General features: G+C 66.2%; 17 protein-coding genes. 16 read left to right on the forward strand and 1 reads right to left on the reverse strand.

From position 1 onward, the window contains the following. Positions 1 to 2: 2 nt before the first annotated feature. From ruvX to nusB, 9 genes are all read left to right on the forward strand, one after another. A complete protein-coding gene (ruvX, locus tag IEX43_RS01990) occupies positions 3 to 599 on the forward strand; it encodes a Holliday junction resolvase RuvX (RefSeq protein WP_188808835.1) in 597 nt (198 codons plus the stop codon). Then, positions 596 to 2,218, forward strand: coding sequence for an endolytic transglycosylase MltG (mltG, locus tag IEX43_RS01995; protein WP_188808836.1), 1,623 nt, complete (start codon positions 596 to 598; stop codon positions 2,216 to 2,218). Before ruvX ends, mltG begins: the two co-directional genes overlap by 4 nt. Next, on the forward strand, positions 2,215 to 3,075 hold the full coding sequence (locus IEX43_RS02000; protein ID WP_188808837.1) for a shikimate dehydrogenase: 861 nt from the start codon (positions 2,215 to 2,217) through the stop codon (positions 3,073 to 3,075). Before mltG ends, IEX43_RS02000 begins: the two co-directional genes overlap by 4 nt. Positions 3,076 to 3,101: 26 nt before the next feature. After that, entirely contained in the window at positions 3,102 to 4,301 is a 1,200-nt protein-coding gene (gene aroC / locus IEX43_RS02005) for a chorismate synthase (RefSeq protein WP_188808838.1), read from the forward strand. Continuing rightward, positions 4,302 to 4,868 carry a shikimate kinase gene (locus IEX43_RS02010; RefSeq protein WP_188808839.1) on the forward strand — a complete coding sequence of 189 codons (567 nt, stop codon included), beginning with the start codon at positions 4,302 to 4,304 and terminating at the stop codon, positions 4,866 to 4,868. After that, positions 4,865 to 5,956: a 3-dehydroquinate synthase gene (gene aroB, locus IEX43_RS02015; RefSeq protein ID WP_104185929.1), complete on the forward strand. Its 1,092-nt coding sequence runs from the start codon at positions 4,865 to 4,867 to the stop codon at positions 5,954 to 5,956. Before IEX43_RS02010 ends, aroB begins: the two co-directional genes overlap by 4 nt. Beyond that, positions 5,956 to 6,474 carry a tetratricopeptide repeat protein gene (locus IEX43_RS02020; protein ID WP_188808840.1) on the forward strand — a complete coding sequence of 173 codons (519 nt, stop codon included), beginning with the start codon at positions 5,956 to 5,958 and terminating at the stop codon, positions 6,472 to 6,474. Before aroB ends, IEX43_RS02020 begins: the two co-directional genes overlap by 1 nt. A gap of 190 nt (positions 6,475 to 6,664) precedes the next feature. Continuing rightward, a complete protein-coding gene (gene efp, locus IEX43_RS02025; protein ID WP_066276200.1) occupies positions 6,665 to 7,228 on the forward strand; it encodes an elongation factor P in 564 nt (187 codons plus the stop codon). After that, on the forward strand, positions 7,228 to 7,638 hold the full coding sequence (gene nusB, locus IEX43_RS02030; RefSeq protein WP_066276198.1) for a transcription antitermination factor NusB: 411 nt from the start codon (positions 7,228 to 7,230) through the stop codon (positions 7,636 to 7,638). The genes efp and nusB overlap by 1 nt, the downstream gene beginning before the upstream one ends. Positions 7,639 to 7,738: 100 nt before the next feature. Here nusB and IEX43_RS02035 read toward each other — a convergent pair whose 3' ends face one another. Beyond that, the gene (locus IEX43_RS02035; protein ID WP_377102850.1) at positions 7,739 to 9,010 is read right to left on the reverse strand and encodes a PrsW family intramembrane metalloprotease; all 1,272 of its coding nucleotides are present in this window, start codon (positions 9,008 to 9,010) and stop codon (positions 7,739 to 7,741) included. Positions 9,011 to 9,193: 183 nt separating this feature from the next. Between IEX43_RS02035 and pyrR the strand changes: the two genes are divergently transcribed. The 7 genes from pyrR to pyrF are packed head-to-tail and all read left to right on the forward strand — an operon-like array spanning position 9,194 to position 18,161. Then, the gene (gene pyrR / locus IEX43_RS02040; protein ID WP_104185926.1) at positions 9,194 to 9,781 is read left to right on the forward strand and encodes a bifunctional pyr operon transcriptional regulator/uracil phosphoribosyltransferase PyrR; all 588 of its coding nucleotides are present in this window, start codon (positions 9,194 to 9,196) and stop codon (positions 9,779 to 9,781) included. Next, positions 9,778 to 10,803: an aspartate carbamoyltransferase catalytic subunit gene (locus IEX43_RS02045; protein ID WP_188808842.1), complete on the forward strand. Its 1,026-nt coding sequence runs from the start codon at positions 9,778 to 9,780 to the stop codon at positions 10,801 to 10,803. The genes pyrR and IEX43_RS02045 overlap by 4 nt, the downstream gene beginning before the upstream one ends. After that, positions 10,803 to 12,152, forward strand: coding sequence for a dihydroorotase (locus IEX43_RS02050; RefSeq protein ID WP_188808843.1), 1,350 nt, complete (start codon positions 10,803 to 10,805; stop codon positions 12,150 to 12,152). The genes IEX43_RS02045 and IEX43_RS02050 overlap by 1 nt, the downstream gene beginning before the upstream one ends. Beyond that, positions 12,152 to 12,670 carry a PH-like domain-containing protein gene (locus IEX43_RS02055; protein WP_188808844.1) on the forward strand — a complete coding sequence of 173 codons (519 nt, stop codon included), beginning with the start codon at positions 12,152 to 12,154 and terminating at the stop codon, positions 12,668 to 12,670. The genes IEX43_RS02050 and IEX43_RS02055 overlap by 1 nt, the downstream gene beginning before the upstream one ends. Positions 12,671 to 12,674: 4 nt before the next feature. After that, complete coding sequence (gene carA / locus IEX43_RS02060; protein WP_188808845.1) at positions 12,675 to 13,982, forward strand: glutamine-hydrolyzing carbamoyl-phosphate synthase small subunit; 1,308 nt, start codon at positions 12,675 to 12,677, stop codon at positions 13,980 to 13,982. Beyond that, positions 13,982 to 17,296, forward strand: coding sequence for a carbamoyl-phosphate synthase large subunit (carB, locus tag IEX43_RS02065; protein ID WP_188808846.1), 3,315 nt, complete (start codon positions 13,982 to 13,984; stop codon positions 17,294 to 17,296). Before carA ends, carB begins: the two co-directional genes overlap by 1 nt. Continuing rightward, positions 17,289 to 18,161 (forward strand): orotidine-5'-phosphate decarboxylase, encoded by an 873-nt coding sequence (gene pyrF, locus IEX43_RS02070; RefSeq protein ID WP_188808847.1) that lies wholly within the window; start codon positions 17,289 to 17,291, stop codon positions 18,159 to 18,161. The genes carB and pyrF overlap by 8 nt, the downstream gene beginning before the upstream one ends. The last annotated feature ends 37 nt before the right edge of the window (positions 18,162 to 18,198 follow it).

Genomic DNA, 18,198 nt, shown 5'->3' on the forward strand with positions numbered 1-18,198 from the left:
CTATGACCGATCCTGCTGCTGCCGGCGACTACCCCCACGGCATCAAACTGGGGGTGGACGTCGGCACCGTCCGGGTGGGGGTTGCCATCTGCGACCGGGAATCCATCCTGGCCACCCCGTACAAGACGCTGGACCGCAACGCGAAAAAGAACTCAGACGTCCGGGTCATTGCCAAACTGGTCCAGGAACTCGGTGCCGTCCAGGTTTTTGTGGGCCTGCCACGAACCATGAAGGGTGAGGAACGGGCCTCTGCCATGATGGCCACGGACTACGCCCACCTGCTGGTTGGCGAGCTCGCAGCCCGGGACCTGGCGGTGCCGGTGAACCTCGTGGATGAACGGCTAAGCAGTGTCAGCGCCCACCGGAGCCTGCACGAAGCTGGCATGAGCAGCAGGAACCACCGTAAAGTAGTTGATCAGGTCGCGGCGGCAGGTATCCTTCAGCACGCCATCGACATGCAGAAAGCCAGGGGAGCGGACGTCGGCTCACGCGTGACGGCGCCACCCCCTTCCGTGGACATGGGAGGCAGCGCGCCGGAAACGATGCCCGCCACACCCGGCGATACGGACCGATCTTCAGATAATGGAAGGCACCAGTGAGCCCTGCCAACATTGACGACTCTTCCAGCCCTCTGGACGCGGGGGCAGGAAGGCCGCTGACCCGCAAGGAACTCCGCGAACGGGAAAAGACCCTCAACTCCGGAGGCCACGATGCCGTTCCGGAGCAGGCATACGAGACCGGCCACGATATTCCACCGCTGCCCGCGGAACCCCCCGCGGCCGCAGAAGCAGACCCCCGGCGTCAGGACGAACCATTGCGTGAAGAACCGGCACCGCAGGACCGGGTGGAAGATCCCGTGATTCCGGCTGCTCCCGCCACCCCGCCGTCCATCCAGGACGATCACCACGAGCCGGCCCTTGCAGGGCACCACCACGCGGCGGGCGTGCATTACAGCGACGAACCCCACTACGAGGAACCCGGCTACGCAGACGGGAACGGCTACGCGGCCGGCGTGCACCAGCATGATGGGCACTATGACGGAACGCACTATGGGGACGGGCATGACGACGGAAGCCACTACGAAGAGGGGCACGACGACGGTGCGCACCACCATGAACTCCTTCCGGCCTCGGCCGCAGCAACCGTAGTGGCCAAGCCGTCGAAGAAGGTGCGCCGGCGCCGGCGTCTCCTGGCGCTGTTCCTGACCCTTGCCGTCTTCGTCACGGCTGTCGCCGTCGGAGCGCAGTTCCTCAAGCCGTTGCTTGGCAGCGACAAGCCCAGCGATTTCCCCGGCCCTGGTTCCGGAGAAGTGATGGTTACCGTCGAAAACGGTGAGGGCACCCGGTCTGTCGCCTCGAAGCTGGAAAACGAAGGGGTGGTGGCCAATGCCGATACATTCCTGCAGAGCTTCAACGCATCCGGCGGAATACTCGCGCCGGGTGACTTCACGTTCAAGTCGGAAATGAAGAACTCGGACGCCGTGAACGTCCTCCTTGGCAAGGACCAGGAAAAAGTCATCTACTTCGCGCTCAGCGCCGGTCTGCGCATTGGCGAGTCCCTCCAGGCGATCTCGCAGGGGTCCGGGATTTCCTTCCAGGACCTGCAGGCCCTCAGCAACGAGCCGGCCCAGTTCGGTCTTCCGGCCAACGCCAAGAACCTCGAGGGATACCTGGCGCCGGGGGAGCACCGCTTCCCCCTTGGCACTCCGGCAAAGGACATCCTCCAGTCCCTGGTTAAGATCACAACGGACGAACTTGTGTCGCAGGGCATCACGGACCCAGCCAAGCAGTACGAGGCCGTGATTGTCGCCAGCATCGTCCAGGCCGAGGGCGGCCAGGCGGAGTACGGGGACGTGGCCGGTGCCATCTACAACCGGCTCAAGCCCAATGACCAGACCGGGGGCTTCCTGCAGGTGGACTCCGCCGTGACCTATGGCCTGGGGACCAAGAGCTACAACTTCACTGATGAACAGCGCCAGGACAAGTCCAACCCGTACAACACCTATGCGAATCCCGGCCTGCCGCCAGGACCCATCGGCTCCCCGGGAAAGACTGCGATCGACGCTGCCGCCAGGCCCAAGACCAACGACTACCTCTACTGGGTGACCATCAACCTGGACACCAAGGAGACCAAGTTCTCCAAGACACTTGATGAGCACAACCGCTACGTGGAGCAGTACAACGCCTGGTGCACGGCCAACGTGGGACGTTGCACGTGAGCCTTCGGGCTGCCGTCCTGGGCCATCCGATAAGCCACTCAAAGTCCCCGGCACTGCATCTGGCTGCCTACGGCCAGCTTGGGATCGGGATCAGCTACACGGCAATCGACGTCACGGAGCAACTGCTGCCATCCCTGATGGGGCAGATCCGCGACCAGCCGGGCTGGCGCGGCCTCTCGGTCACAATGCCCTTGAAGACGGCCATGCTCGGGCAGGTGGATGAAGTCCGCGGGGTGGCCAGGACCCTGGGCGTGGTCAACACCGTCACGTTTGAGGAGGACGGCGGCACGCGGCGCGTCGTTGGCTCCAACACCGATGTGGCCGGCATCGTCAATGCACTGCAGCACGCGGGTGCCGGCGCGGCCCCGGCCGCTGTGATCCTTGGGGGAGGGGGAACTGCAGCCTCGGCCGTCGCGGCGCTCAAGGAACTCGGGGCCAGCCAGGCCAAGGTCTTTGTCCGGGATACGTCCCGGACCGCCGATGTCCTCGCCGCTGCGGACAGCCTGGACGTTTCCTTGGAGATCCGCACCCTGGCGGAGGCGGCCCGTCCCACGGCAGCGGCCGACGTCGTCATTTCCACCCTCCCGCCGCGTGCGGCGGACGGACTGGCCGCTGAACTGGCTTCCCTGAAGACCAGCCTGCCCGGAGTCCTGCTGGACGTTGCCTACGATCCGTGGCCCAGTTTGCTGGCCTCGGTATGGCAGGCCGGAGGCGGAACCGTAGTGCCCGGCCTGGAGATGCTGCTGTACCAGGCAGTGGAACAGGTACGCCTTTTTACCCGCCGCGACGATGACGTCAATGCGGCCGTCATAGATGTGATGTGCGCCTCAGTCGGCCTTCCCCGACGGGCTTTGTAACCGCCCCCCGTGGCAGGATGGAAGATATGTTGCGTTGGTTGACTGCCGGTGAATCCCATGGTCCGGCTCTGATGGGAATTATTGAAGGCGTCCCCGCCGGTGTGGAAATCACCAGCGGGCACATCGCAGACTCCTTGGCGCGCCGCCGGTTGGGCTACGGCCGCGGAGCACGCATGAAGTTCGAGCAGGACGCTGTGACCATCCTCGGTGGCGTCCGCCACGGCCTGACGCAGGGCGGGCCCGTGGCCATCCAGGTGGGAAACACCGAATGGCCCAAGTGGGAACAGATCATGTCTGCCGACCCCGTGGATCCGGAACTTCTTGCTGACCAGGCACGGAACGCGCCGCTGACCCGCCCCCGTCCCGGCCACGCGGACTTCACGGGTATGCAGAAGTACGGCTTTGACGAGGCCCGGCCCGTCCTGGAGCGTGCCAGCGCACGCGAAACAGCAACACGGGTGGCCATGGGCACCGTGGCTGCGCAATTCCTCAAGCACCTCGGCATCGAGTTGGTCAGCCACACTGTCAGCATCGCCAGCGTCACGGTTCCCGAAGGGCGTCCGCTGCCCGTGCCGTCCGACGTCCTTGCGCTCGATGCCGACCCCCTGCGCTGCTTCGACCGGGAAACCTCGGACGCCATGGTGGCGGAGGTTGATGCGGCACACAAGGAAGGCGAAACCCTGGGCGGCGTGGTGGAGGTCCTTGCCTACGGGCTGCCGCCGGGACTGGGCAGCTACGTTCACTGGGACCGGCGGCTCGATTCCCGCCTTGCCGCGGCCCTGATGGGGATCCAGGCCATCAAGGGCGTGGAAGTCGGCGACGGCTTCCTGACCGCGTCGCGCCGCGGCTCCGCCGCCCACGACGAAATCGTCAGGGACGCCGACGGCCGGATCGTCCGGACCAGCAACCGTGCCGGCGGCATCGAAGGCGGCATGAGCATCGGCGACGTCCTGCGTGTCCGCGCCGCCATGAAGCCCATCGCCACCGTCCCGCGCGCCTTGAAGACCATCGACGTCAGCACCGGTGAGCCCTCCAAGGCGCACCACCAGCGTTCGGACGTGTGTGCTGTTCCCGCTGCCGGCGTAGTGGCCGAAGCCATGGTGGCCCTGGTGCTGGCCGAGGCCGTCACCGAGAAGTTCGGCGGTGACTCGGTGGCCGAAACCGCACGCAACATCAAGGGTTACCTGGACAACATTCCGGCGTCCCTGGACTCGATCGGCCAGTAAGTGCCCCATCGCAGCAAAACCGGACCCGCAGGGCGTCCCATCGTCCTGATAGGGCCGATGGCGGTCGGAAAATCGGCCATAGGACAGCAGTTGGCGCTCCAGCTCGGAGTTCCCTTCGTGGACACGGACGCTGTTATCGTTGCAGGGCACGGTTCGATTGCGGACATCTTTGCCGGCCGCGGCGAGAACGCGTTCCGTGAGATCGAAGCACGGACCGTGGCCGCCGTCGTCGAAGCGGCCGACGGTACGGTCACCGTCATCTCCCTGGGCGGCGGTGCGGTGCTGGACTCCGGAACGCAGCAGCTCATCAGCCGCTGCACCGTTGTATACCTCGAATGCGACGCTCAAACGGTCGCGGGCCGCATCGCGCGCAACTCCGGGCGCCCGCTGCTGGCCGGGGACGCAATGGGCCGCTGGACGGCCATGTTCGCCACCCGCAAGCCGGTCTATAAGCGGCTTGCAGACATCACCCTGGACGTGCGCCACGGCTCGGTTTCCGAGCTGGGCGGCCGGCTCGAAGCAGCACTGCGCGATTACGCAGCTGCCAAACAGGAAGTTGAAAAGTGAGCACCGAATCAACAGTCATCAGTGTCACCGGCGGTTCCGCCGCTGAGAACTACGACGTCGTCGTCGGCCGGGGGCTGCTCGGTGACCTCCCCGGATTGCTGGGGGAACGCGTCCGCCGCGTGCTCGTCATCCACCCGCGTGCGCTGCGGCTGACCGGTGACACCGTCCGGGACGAACTCGCAGCAGCCGGATTCACCTCCCTGACCGCGGAAATTCCGGACGCTGAAGAGGGCAAGCACATCCAGGTGGCCGCCTTCTGCTGGCAGGTCCTTGGGCAGAACGACTTCACCCGCTCCGACGCCATTGTGGCCGTCGGGGGAGGCGCGGTAACAGACCTCGCCGGCTTCGTCGCCGCCACCTGGCTGCGGGGCGTCAAGGTCATCCACATGCCCACCAGCCTGCTCGGCATGGTGGACGCGTCCGTGGGCGGGAAGACCGGAATCAACACCGCCGAGGGTAAGAACCTCGTGGGCGCCTTCCACCCTCCGGCCGCGGTACTGGCCGATTTGGACACCCTGGAGACGCTGCCGCGGAACGAGATGATTTCCGGCATGGCCGAAGTCATCAAGTGCGGCTTCATCGCTGATCCCGCCATCCTTGACCTCGTGGAAAAGGACCCTGCGGCAGTGGCGGATCCCCAGTCCGACGTCCTCCGGGAACTGATCGAACGTGCCATCGCCGTCAAGGCCAAGGTGGTTTCGGAGGACCTGAAGGAATCCGGGCTGCGGGAAATACTGAACTACGGGCACACCCTGGGCCACGCCATCGAACTGGTTGAGCGGTACTCCTGGCGGCACGGTGCGGCCGTTTCGGTGGGCATGATGTTCGCCGCCGAACTTGCCCGCAGCGTGGGACGCCTCAGCGATGCCGACGCCGACCGGCACCGGAGCATCCTTGAGAGCCTGGGGCTGCCGGTCACGTACCGGCGTGACCGCTGGCAGGGGCTGCTGGACGGGATGCGCCGGGACAAGAAGTCCCGCGGGGACCTGCTGCGGTTCGTCGTCCTGGACGGCGTGGCCAAACCCGGGATCCTCGATGTCCCGGACACCTCGCTGCTGTTTGCGGCCTACCAGGAAATTGCATCCTGATGCAGGGCGACATGGGAGGAACAGCTGACTGGCCGGATGCGGGTTTCCCGGGGATCCGGATCAACCCCGAATCGCTGCTGCCGGAAATCGTGAACCAGGACTCCTGCCGCGAGGCGCTGGCAGTGTCCACGGATCCCGCTGACCACATCTTCGTGCTCCTGGTGGAAGGACACGCGTCCGAGGCCGCCGAACTGCTCGCAGAAGCCCGTTTCAAGGATCCGGAATCCTTCCGCCTGCGTGCCTTCGAGGCTGAAGTCCTCCGTGTCTCCAACCGGCTGGACCGGGCCGTCGAGCTGTTCCGCCAGCTCCTTGCAGAGGTGCAGGGAACGCCGCGGGAGGCCCTTGTGTGGCAGTTCCTGGGCAAGACCCAGTACAGCGCCGGGCAGACGTCCGCGGCCGTTGAATCCTTTGCGCGGGCCCTGGACCTTCGGGTAGCACAGTCCGCCGATGCGGCGCAGATCTACTCATCCACAGTGGCGCTGCAGCGTGCGCGGGACGTGCTGGAGCTCGCCTGCTGACGCTGCCTGCAGCCCGGTTGGAGGGCGGCTTGGGGGCTGGGCCGAAAGGTGCCCGGAATTTACCGGTAGAATGGTTCTTGAATTTTTAACTCCCCGATTTTTGACAAACACGCGCTGGCAGTCCGTTTGGCCTGTCTGCCCGGCATACAACGTCTGACAACGCGACCAGACAGAGAAACCAGAGGAAACAGTGGCAACCACTAACGACATCAAGAACGGAACGGTCCTGAAGCTTGAGGGCCAGCTCTGGAACATCATCGAATTCCAGCACGTCAAGCCTGGCAAGGGCGGTGCTTTCGTCCGCACCAAGATGCGCAACGTGATGTCCGGAAAGGTCGTGGACAAGACGTTCAACGCCGGGCTCAAGATCGAGACCGCCACCGTGGACCGCCGCGACTACCAGTACCTGTACCAGGACGGTGCGGACTTCGTGTTCATGGACACCTCCGACTACGACCAGATCACGGTCTCCGGCGCCACCGTGGGCGACGCCACCAACTTCATGCTGGAAAACCAGATGGTCAACATCGCCATCCACGAGGGCAATCCGCTCTACATCGAACTGCCCCCGAGCGTTGTCCTGGAAATCACCTACACCGAGCCGGGCCTGCAGGGCGACCGCTCCTCCGCCGGCACCAAGCCCGCAACCCTGGAAACGGGCTACGAGATCCAGGTCCCGCTGTTCATCGAGAACAACACCAAGGTCAAGGTGGACACCCGCGATGGCAGCTACCTGGGCCGGGTTACCGAGTAGTGAGCGCCCGCGGTAAAGCCCGTAACAGGGCACTGGATGTTCTTTTCGAAGCCGAGCAGCGCTCGGTTTCGGCTTTTGACGTGATCCGTTCGCGGCGCGAAAAGACTGACCAGGTGGTAAACCCGTACACCATCGAAATCGTTGAGGGCGTTGTTTCCCACCAGGCGGCGATCGACGAGTTCCTGGAAACGTACTCCCAGGGCTGGAGCCTGGAGCGGATGCCTTCCGTGGACCGCATTATCCTGCGCATCGGCACGTGGGAGCTCCTGTACAACGACGACGTCCCGGACGGCGTCGCGGTCAGCGAAGCTGTGGCGCTGGCGAAGACCCTGTCCACTGACGAATCGCCGCAGTTCATCAACGGGCTGTTGGGCCGCCTGCAGCAGCTGAAGCCGTCGCTGCTCGCCTGAGCATCACCAACACACGGCAACACCAGGAGGACCGGCCGCCACGGATGTGGAGGCCGGTCCTTCCCCCGTTAAGGCCCGCATGGCGGGACCTTCGGCCTGTTCAGTGTGCGACGGCGGCCCGCAGGGCCAGGATGCGCTGCAGCTGCTGCCGCTCCTCAGCCTGGTGCAGCTGTACGTCGCGGCCGCTCAGGATGCGCTGGCGGGTGTTGGCCAGCCGTGTGGCCGCTTTCAGGAATTCCCTCATCTGCCGTTTCCTGCCATAGCTCCCAGCCCAGTTCAGGGCAGTGCGCCGGCCGCCCAGGGTGGCCATCAGCTCCACCTCGGCCGGCGTGAACCAGCCGGCGGCTGAGTACTCCAGCAGGCGCTGCCGGGTCAGGCGTTTCTCCGCCACCCGCAACAGGATGATGCCGCCAATGGCGAGGAAAAAGATGGGCACCTGGACCATGAGGTACTCCGCCAGGAAGCCCTGCCCCATGCTGTTCCAGCGATTGTGCAGGAACATGGCCGGCAGCAGCCCCACGAAGAAGGCTGCCACCGAGGCACCCGCATGCCAGCGCCGGGCCGCGAACCCCATCACCAGGCCCGTGGTGCCTGTGAAGATGGCGTGCGCAAAAGGCGACATGACGCCGCGGAGGAAGAAGACCTGGGCAAAGTCGCCGGCAGGATCCGCGGACTCCGCAACGGCCCGGCCGAAGTACAGGATGTTCTCCGTGAAAGCGAAACCCCCTGCGATGGTGAACGCAAACACCACGCCATCCACCGGTCCGTCAAAGTGCTTCCTCGCCATCAGGAGGAGTATCAGCAGCCCCAGGGATTTTGCGAACTCCTCCACGATGGGGGCCTGCACCGTGGCCATGTAGGCCTGGAGGTCGGCTCCGTCGGAAAACTGGAACGCCAGGACAAAGAACGGCTGGATCAGCAGGGTTACTGCAATGGATACCGCAGCGCCCCAGGTAAACGCGAAAAAGAGGAGCCGCTTCGGTTCAGGTTCCCACTTGTCAATGATGTGCACGGCCAGGAGAACCACCGAGAGCGGAACCAGGGACGCGAGGAATCCCACCAGGAACCCGGCCGGCCCGGTGTTGGACAGCAGGAACGGGACCACCAGGAACAAGCTGAGGAAGGCAAGGGTGCTCCCGCCGACCGTCAACCCCACCAGGCCGCTGCGGGACCGGCCAGCCTTCATCACGGCTCCCTGGACCTGCGGCGGCACTAGCGTGTCCACGGGCCTGCCCACGTGTCCCGGCGCGGGGCGGTAGTTCCCCGGCTCCACATGCCCCATCCAGCTGGGGTTCGCCTCGCCCGGAAGCGGCGCAGTTCCCCGCAGCCTGGGATCGTCGGGCGGCCCGGAGGAAGGGTGTGGCGGATTCATCGGCATAACGACAGCCTAGGTGCGGGCCGCTGCGCCTCCAAGGACAGCGGCGCCGGGCCGCTGCAGTGTGATCAGTACCGCGCCCTCCCGGCACAGGCTGCGGGAAACCCGTGTGGTAATTTTGAGACGCACATAATCCTTTTTTAATTCCGTCCTGTGAGGCGGGGAAAGGGGAGACGAGCGTTGACTTCTGTCACCAGCGCACCGGTTCCAGCCAGGGTTGTCCTCAGCCAAGCGGACATTGACCGGGCCCTCACTCGTATCGCCCATGAGATCCTTGAAGCCAATAAGGGTTCGCAGGACCTCGTCCTGCTGGGCATCCCGCGCCGCGGTTACCCGCTTGCATTGCGCCTCGCCGAAAAAATCGCCGCCGCTGACAGCAGCGTTGACGCCGCCGCCATCGTTGGCCAGTTGGATGTCACGATGTTCCGCGATGACCTCTCCCACCAGGGGACAAGGCCGCCGTACCCCACCAAGCTGCCCCGGACGGGCATCGACAACAAGGTGGTTGTCCTCATTGACGACGTCCTGTACTCCGGCCGCACCATCCGCGCCGCCCTTGACGCGCTCGTCGACCTCGGCCGTCCGCGCATCGTCCGGCTCGCTGTGCTGATCGACCGCGGCCACCGCGAACTCCCCATCCGGGCCGACCACGTGGGCAAGAACCTGCCAACATCATCGGCGGAAAAGGTCCGGGTCCGGCTGGCTGAGACCGACACCGCCCCTGGCGGCACGCCGGTCAACGAGGTAGTTATCGAGGGCCGTTCATGAAGCACCTGCTCTCCACCGAGAACCTCAGCCTCGCCAATGCCATCCGTATCCTGGACACCGCCGAGGAGATGGCAGCGGTAGGCGACCGCGAGGTCAAGAAGCTCCCGGCGCTCCGCGGCCGCACCGTGGTGAACCTCTTCTTCGAGGACTCCACCCGCACCCGGATCTCCTTCGAAGCCGCCGCCAAGCGGCTCAGTGCGGATGTCATCAACTTCGCGGCCAAAGGCTCCTCGGTGTCCAAGGGTGAGTCCCTGAAGGACACCGCCCAGACGCTGTCCGCCATGGGAGCGGACGCCGTCGTCATCCGTCACTGGGCCTCCGGCGCACCGCACCGCCTCGCAGCCACGGACTGGATTGACGCTGCCGTGATCAACGCCGGCGACGGCACGCACGAACATCCCACCCAGGCCCTGCTGGATGCGTTCACCATGCGCAGGCACTGGGCGCGCCTGGCCGGCACCGGTTCCGAAGGCGCGGACCTCAAGGGCATGCGGGTTGCCATCGCCGGGGACGTCCTGCACTCCAGGGTTGCCCGTTCCAACGTCTGGCTGCTCCGTACGCTCGGGGCGGAAGTGACCCTGGTGGCCCCGCCCACTTTGCTGCCCATCGGCGTCGAAAAGTGGCCCTGCAAGGTCAGCTACAACATGGACGACACCCTTGAGCAGGGCGTCGACGCCGTGATGATGCTGCGGGTCCAGGGCGAACGCATGAACGCATCCTTCTTCCCCAGCACCCGTGAGTACTCCCGGCGGTGGGGATTCGATGACAACCGCCTGAAAGCCCTGGACACCCTGGGCATGAAGGACACCATCATCATGCACCCGGGCCCCATGAACCGGGGCCTGGAAATTTCCGCGGCTGCCGCCGATTCACCCCGTTCCACCGTGCTGGCCCAGGTCCGCAACGGCGTCTCGGTGCGGATGGCCGCCCTCTACCTGCTGCTTTCGGGAGACACCCGGGAACCAGCCGCCACCCCAGCCCTGGCGTACGCCGGCACCCATTCCACCAAGGAGATCAACTGATGGCAGCCAACACCGGAACCTACCTGATCCGCGGCGCCTCAATCCTGGGCGGCGAACCGGCGGACCTGCTGATCCGCGACGGCGTCATCGCCGAAACCGGAACCGGCCTCAATACGGAAGGCAGCGTCAACGACGTCACCGTCATCGACGCCACCGGCCTGGTGGCCCTGCCCGGCATGGTGGACGTGCACACGCACCTCCGCGAGCCCGGCCGCGAGGACGCCGAAACCGTGGAAACGGGTACCCGCGCAGCGGCCCTGGGCGGCTACACCGCCGTGCATGCCATGGCCAACAGCACGCCCGTGGCAGACACCGCGGGCGTTGTGGAGCAGGTCTACACCCTCGGCCGGACAGCCGGCTGGGTGGACGTGCGGCCGGTCGGTGCGGTTACCGTGGGCCTGGCAGGCGAGCAGTTGGCCGAGCTGGGGGCCATGGCCGATTCCCGCGCACGCGTCCGGATGTTCTCCGACGACGGCATCTGCGTCCACGATCCCGTGCTGATGCGCCGTGCGCTGGAATACGTCAAGGCGTTCGACGGCGTGGTGGCCCAGCACGCGCAGGAGCCGCGCCTTACCGCCGGCGCCCAGATGAACGAGGGCGAGGTGTCCGCTGTACTCGGCCTCGCAGGCTGGCCTGCCGTCGCCGAGGAAAGCATCATTGCCCGCGACGTCCTGCTGGCGCAGCACGTCGGTTCCCGGCTGCACGTCTGCCACGTCTCCACCGCCGGCTCCGTGGAAATCATCCGCTGGGCCAAGGAGCGGGGGATCAACGTCACGGCTGAGGTGACGCCGCACCACCTGCTGCTGACCGATGACCTGGTCCGCAGCTACGACCCCGTCTTCAAGGTCAACCCGCCGCTGCGCACCGATGCGGACGTCCAGGCGCTGCGTGCAGGCCTGGCGGACGGCACCATCGACGTCGTGGGTACGGACCACGCCCCGCACCCCAGCGAGCACAAGGAGTGCGAGTGGGCGCAGGCGGCCATGGGCATGACGGGGCTGGAAACCGCCCTCTCCGTGGTCCAGCACACCATGATCGAAACCGGCCTCATGACGTGGGCGGACTTCGCCCGCGTCACCTCCACCGCTGCGGCGCAGATCGGCCGGCTGGCTGACCAGGGCCGTCCGCTGGAGGCGGGGGAGCCCGCGAACGTCATCCTGGTGGATCCGGCTGCCCGCTGGACGGTTGATCCGTTCAGCATGGCAACCATGGGCCGGAATTCGCCGTTCAAGGGAAGGGAACTGCCCGGCAGGGTGGTGGCCACCTTCTTCAAGGGGCACCCCACTGTCCTCGACGGTGAACTCAACACGCCGTACCCCTACGCCGACGCAACCGCAGGCGTCGCCTGATGGAAAAAATCCTTCCGGGACTAGCGATGCTGGCGATCATCGCCGTCGTGTTTGTCCTCCTCGCCATCGGCTGGCGCAGCAGGCTCCGCCGGCAGTCCGACGTCGGCCAGCTGCCTCCCGTGCCCGCCGAACCTGGCGAGCCGATCGCCGGCGCGGAAGGGCAGTACGTGGCCACCACCACCGCTGGCGACTGGCTGGACCGGATCGCCGTGCACGGCCTGGGGATCAGGACCACCTCAACCCTCGAGGTGTATCCGCACGGCGTCCTTTTTGACCGGTCGGGCGCTCCCGCCATCTACATCCCTGCCGCATCACTCACCGGCGTCCGGCAGGACAGCGGCATGGCAGGTAAGTTCGTGGAAAAGGACGGACTCCTGGTCCTGTCCTGGGTACACGGCAGCCACGAACTGGACTCCGGCTTCCGCACCCGCCGTGCGGCGGACAAAGACCGGCTCTTCGAAGCACTTCAGGAATTGATTTCTTCAGCCCCGGCGGCTGACGCCAACAGTGGAAAGTAAGACAGTGACAACAAATACAGCAGTAAACGCCCCAGTTTCCGCTCCAGTGTCAGCTCCCGCTGCGCTGGTGCTCGAAGACGGCCGCATTTTCCGCGGAAGCAGCTACGGCGCCACCGGAACCGCCCTCGGAGAAGCAGTCTTCGCCACCGGGATGACCGGCTACCAGGAAACCATCACGGACCCCTCCTACGCACACCAGCTTGTGGTCCAGACGGCGCCCCACATCGGCAACACCGGCGTTAACAGCGAGGACGCCGAGTCCCGCCGCATCTGGGTTGCGGGATACATTGTCCGCGACGCTGCCCGCCGACCCTCCAACTGGCGCTCCGAGCGCTCACTGGACGACGAACTGGTGGAGCAGGGAATCGTGGGGATCCAGGGCGTGGACACCCGCGCGATCACCCGGCACCTGCGGGAGCACAAGACCATGCGCGCCGGCATCTTCTCCGGGGAGGCCGCCCAGGCCACGGACAAGGAACTGGTCGACGCCGTCCTGGCCAGCGCCCCCATGGAGGGCTCCCGGCTGGCCGAGGAAGTCAGCGTTGACGAGGCCTACGTGGTGGAGCCGAAGGACCACGGCTGGGAAGGCGACCCCCGCTTCACCATCGCGGCAATCGACCTTGGCATCAAGGCCATGACTCCTGTCCGCTTCGCCGAGCGCGGCGTCCGCGTCCACGTGCTGCCCGCCACCGCCACCCTGGCTGACGTGAAGGCGGTCAACCCCGATGGCTTCTTTATGTCCAACGGCCCCGGCGACCCCGCCACGGCCGACGCGCAGGTCAAGCTGCTCCGCTCCGTCCTGGACGAGAAGCTGCCCTACTTCGGCATCTGCTTCGGCAACCAGATCCTGGGCCGCGCGCTGGGCTTCGGTACCTACAAGCTCCGCTACGGCCACCGCGGCATCAACCAGCCCGTCATGGACCGCCGCACCGGCAAGGTGGAGATCACCTCCCAGAACCACGGCTTTGCCGTGGACGCACCGCTCGACGGCGCCACGCAGGCTCCCGAGGAACGGTACGGACGCGTGGAGGTCAGCCACGTCAGCCTGAACGACGACGTCGTGGAAGGGCTCGCCTGCCTGGACATCCCCGCCTTCTCCGTGCAGTACCACCCCGAGGCTGCGGCCGGCCCGCACGACGCCGCCTACCTGTTCGACCGCTTCATCGAGCTGATGGAGGGCACCCGGGACGGCAGGACCGCCAACCTGTCCAAGGAGCCCGTGGACGCAGCGCACCCGGCGCAGGCGGACAACACAGGCGCAGGCCCGGCAACGCCGAAAAATTCCGACAACAAGACTGAGGACAAGAAGTAATGCCGAAACGTACAGACCTCAAGAGCGTCCTCGTCATTGGTTCCGGCCCGATCGTCATCGGCCAGGCCGCCGAGTTCGACTACTCCGGAACCCAGGCGCTGCGCGTCCTCAAGGAGGAAGGCCTGCGGGTCATCCTGGTCAACTCCAACCCGGCCACCATCATGACCGACCCCGAGTTCGCCGACGCCACCTACATCGAGCCCATCACCCCCGAGGTGGTGGAGAAGATCATCGCCAAGGAACGCCCGGACGCCGTCCTGCCCACCCTGGGCGGACAGACCGCGCTGAACACCGCCATCGCCCTGGACAAGAACGGTGTGCTTGAGAAGTACAACGTGGAACTCATCGGCGCCAACATCGCCGCCATTGAGCTCGGGGAGGACCGCGAAAAGTTCAAGGGCGTGGTGGAGCGCTGCGGCGCTGAGTCCGCCCGCAGCCACATCATCCACACCATGGACGAGGCCCTCAAGGCCGCCGAGGACCTCGGCTACCCCATGGTGGTCCGGCCCTCCTTCACCATGGGCGGCCTGGGCTCCGGCCTCGCCTACAACGAGGACGACCTCCGCCGCATCGTGGGCCAGGGCCTGCAGTACAGCCCCACCAGCGAGGTGCTGCTCGAAGAGAGCATCCTCGGCTGGAAGGAATACGAGCTCGAGATGATGCGGGACAAGAACGACAACGTCGTGGTGGTCTGCTCCATCGAGAACTTCGATCCCGTAGGCGTCCACACCGGCGACTCCATCACGGTGGCGCCCGCCCTCACCCTCACCGACCGCGAATACCAGCGCCTGCGCGACATCTCCATCGCCGTCATTCGTGAAGTGGGCGTGGACACCGGCGGCTGCAACATCCAGTTCGCCATCGACCCCGCCACCGGCCGGGTGGTGGTCATCGAAATGAACCCCCGCGTCTCCCGTTCCTCGGCGCTGGCCTCCAAGGCCACCGGCTTTGCCATCGCCAAGATCGCCACCAAGCTCTCCCTGGGCTACACGCTGGACGAGATCCCCAACGACATCACGCAGAAGACCCCGGCGTCCTTCGAACCCACCCTGGACTACGTTGTGGTCAAGGTGCCGAGGTTCGCATTCGAGAAGTTCCCGGCCGCGGACAACACGCTGACCACCACCATGAAGTCGGTGGGTGAGGCCATGGCCATGGGCCGCAACTTCACCGAAGCGCTGCAGAAGGCCCTGCGCTCCCTGGAGCAGAAGGGCTCGCAGCTGGACTTCAGCTCCGTTCCCGAATGGGAAGTGCCGGAGCTCATCGAGAAGGCAAAGCGCCCCACCACCGAACGCCTGCACCAGGTGCAGCGCGCTCTCCTGGGCGGCGCGAGCGTGGAGGACCTCTTCGAGGCCACCAAGATCGATCCCTGGTTCCTGGACCAGCTCCAGCTGCTCAATGAGATCTCCCGCGAAATCCGCCAGGCCGGTGCGCTGACGGCCGACATGCTGAAGCGCGCCAAGCGCCACGGCTTCTCCGATGAGCAGATCGGTGCCCTCACGCACAACTCTGAGGCCGTGGTCCGCGGCGTCCGCCAGGCCCTGGGCATCCGTCCGGTCTACAAGACCGTGGACACCTGCGCGGCGGAATTCGCCGCCTACACGCCGTACCACTACTCGGCGTACGACGAGGAGGACGAGGTTGCGCTGCACTCCAAGCCGTCCATCCTGATCCTCGGTTCCGGCCCTAACCGGATCGGCCAGGGCATCGAGTTCGACTACTCCTGCGTCCACGCGTCCATGGCGCTGCGCAAGGCCGGGTACGAGACGGTGATGGTCAACTGCAACCCGGAGACCGTCTCCACCGACTACGACATTTCCACCCGCCTCTACTTCGAGCCCCTGACGCTCGAGGACGTGCTGGAGGTCATCGCGGCGGAGGAACGCACCGGCGGGGTCATGGGCGTCTTCGTCCAGCTCGGCGGCCAGACCCCGCTCAAGCTCGCACAGCAGTTGGCGGATGCCGGTGTCCCCATCCTCGGAACGTCCCCGGAGGCCATCGACCTCGCCGAGCACCGCGGCGCGTTCTCCCGCGTCCTGGACAAGGCGGGCCTGATCTCCCCGAAGAACGGCACTGCCGTGTCCTTCGAGGACGCCAAGAAGATCGCCGACGAAATCGGCTATCCGGTCCTGGTCCGCCCGTCCTACGTGCTGGGCGGCCGCGGCATGGAAATCGTCTACGACGAGCCCAACCTGTCCCGCTACATCGCCAACGCCACGGAGATCACCCCGGACCACCCGGTGCTGATCGACCGCTTCCTGGAGGACGCCGTCGAAATCGACGTCGACGCCCTCTTCGACGGCACCGACATGTACCTGGGCGGCATCATGGAGCACATCGAGGAAGCCGGCATCCACTCCGGCGACTCCGCCTGCGTCCTTCCGCCCATCACCCTGGGCACCAACGTGCTGGAGCGGGTGCGGACGGCGACGCGCGCCATCGCCGAGGGCGTGGGCGTCCGCGGTCTCATCAACATCCAGTTCGCCCTGGCCTCCGACGTCCTGTACGTCCTGGAGGCAAACCCCCGCGCGTCCCGCACTGTGCCGTTCGTCTCCAAGGCGACCGGTGTGCAGATGGCCAAAGCGGCTGCCCTGATCGGCACCGGCGTGACCATCGGACAGCTCCGCAGCGCCTACAAGATGCTGCCCGAGGTGGGCGACGGGTCCACGCTTCCGCTGGATGCGCCGGTGTCCGTCAAGGAGGCCGTCCTGCCGTTCAGCCGCTTCCGCACCCTGGAGGGCAAGGTGGTTGACTCCTTGCTTGGCCCCGAAATGCGCTCCACCGGCGAGGTCATGGGAATCGACAAGCACTTCGACACCGCGTTCGCCAAGAGCCAGGCAGCCGCGAACAACGCGCTGCCCACCGAGGGCAAGATCTTTGTCTCCGTGGCCAACCGCGACAAGCGCTCCGTGATCATGGGCGTCAAGAGGCTCTCCGACCTGGGCTTCGAAATCGTGTCCACCGGCGGCACCGCGGACGTCCTGCGCCGCAACGGCATCCAGGCCACCCCTGTCCGCAAGGTGGCAGAGGGCAGCAGCGCCGAGGGCGAAGGCACCATCGCAGACCTCGTCATCGCCGGCGAGATCGACATGGTCTTCAACACCCCGTCCGGCGGGGAGGCCCGCAGCGACGGCTACGAACTGCGGGCAGCGGCCACCTCCATCGGCATTCCCTGCATCACCACGGTGGCGGAGTTCAACGCCGCCGTGCAGGCCATCGAGGCGATGCGGACCTACGAATGGTCCGTCACCAGCCTGCAGGAGCACGCAGCCTCCTTGGCCGAATCCCAGAAGGCGGCTCTGCAGCGTGCTTGAGCAGGCAGTGCCGTCCGCTGACGCGCCAGGCCGGGAGTCTTTCGGCTCCCGGCTGGGTGCCGCCATGGCCGCCCGCGGCCCCCTGTGCGTGGGCATCGACCCGCACCCTGCCTTGCTGAAGAACTGGGGGCTGGACGACGACGCCGCCGGGCTGAGGCGCTTTTCGCTGACAGTTTTGGAGGCCGTGGGTTCCCTCGCTGCCGCCATCAAGCCCCAGGTGGCGCTGTACGAACGCCACGGCTCCGCCGGGATAACTGTCCTTGAAGAGCTTCTTGCCGAAGCCCGCGACGAGAAGGTACTCACCATCGCCGATGCCAAGCGCGGTGACATCGGCTCCACCATGGCGGCTTATGCCGACGCCTGGCTCCGGGACGATTCCCCCCTCGCGGCGGACTCGGTAACGCTTAGCCCCTACCTTGGCTTCGAGTCACTGCGCCCCGCACTGGACCTGGCAGCCGAGACCGGCCGTGGTGTGTTCGTCCTTGCACTCACGTCCAACCCCGAGGGCGCGTCCGTCCAGCACGTCGGGGGAGCGGACTCCGTGGCCCGCAGGATCACGCAGTCGGCTGCGGCCGAAAACCGCCGCTACCAGGGAAGCCTCGGCTCCGTAGGCCTGGTGGTGGGGGCTACCGTGGGGTCGGCCCTGTCCGAACTGGACCTTGACCTGGCCGCCGTGCGCGGACCGCTCCTGGCCCCGGGCCTTGGAGCGCAGGGGGCCACGCCTGCCGACCTCCGCACCACGTTCGGCGCCGCCTACCCGCAGGTCCTCGGCACCTCGAGCAGGGACATCCTGTCCGCCGGGCCGGAGCAGCGCGGCCTGCGGGACGCGGCGCAACGGACCCTGGACGGACTCCGCGGCGAATAGTGGTCCGTTTCAGCGGATGCATTGATTCGGGCAGCAC

This window comes from Pseudarthrobacter polychromogenes (genome assembly GCF_014644495.1).
Classification (GTDB): domain Bacteria; phylum Actinomycetota; class Actinomycetes; order Actinomycetales; family Micrococcaceae; genus Arthrobacter; species Arthrobacter polychromogenes.

What these genes read in the sequence shown, in the direction of transcription:
- ruvX (WP_188808835.1), top strand. Translation starts at nt 3, where the DNA reads ATGACCGATCCTGCTGCTGCCGGCGACTACCCCCACGGCATCAAACTG.
- aroC (WP_188808838.1), top strand. Translation starts at nt 3,102, where the DNA reads ATGTTGCGTTGGTTGACTGCCGGTGAATCCCATGGTCCGGCTCTGATG.
- IEX43_RS02020 (WP_188808840.1), top strand. Translation starts at nt 5,956, where the DNA reads ATGCAGGGCGACATGGGAGGAACAGCTGACTGGCCGGATGCGGGTTTC.
- IEX43_RS02035 (WP_377102850.1), bottom strand. Translation starts at nt 9,010, where the DNA reads ATGAATCCGCCACACCCTTCCTCCGGGCCGCCCGACGATCCCAGGCTG.
- IEX43_RS02045 (WP_188808842.1), top strand. Translation starts at nt 9,778, where the DNA reads ATGAAGCACCTGCTCTCCACCGAGAACCTCAGCCTCGCCAATGCCATC.
- IEX43_RS02050 (WP_188808843.1), top strand. Translation starts at nt 10,803, where the DNA reads ATGGCAGCCAACACCGGAACCTACCTGATCCGCGGCGCCTCAATCCTG.
- IEX43_RS02055 (WP_188808844.1), top strand. Translation starts at nt 12,152, where the DNA reads ATGGAAAAAATCCTTCCGGGACTAGCGATGCTGGCGATCATCGCCGTC.
- carB (WP_188808846.1), top strand. Translation starts at nt 13,982, where the DNA reads ATGCCGAAACGTACAGACCTCAAGAGCGTCCTCGTCATTGGTTCCGGC.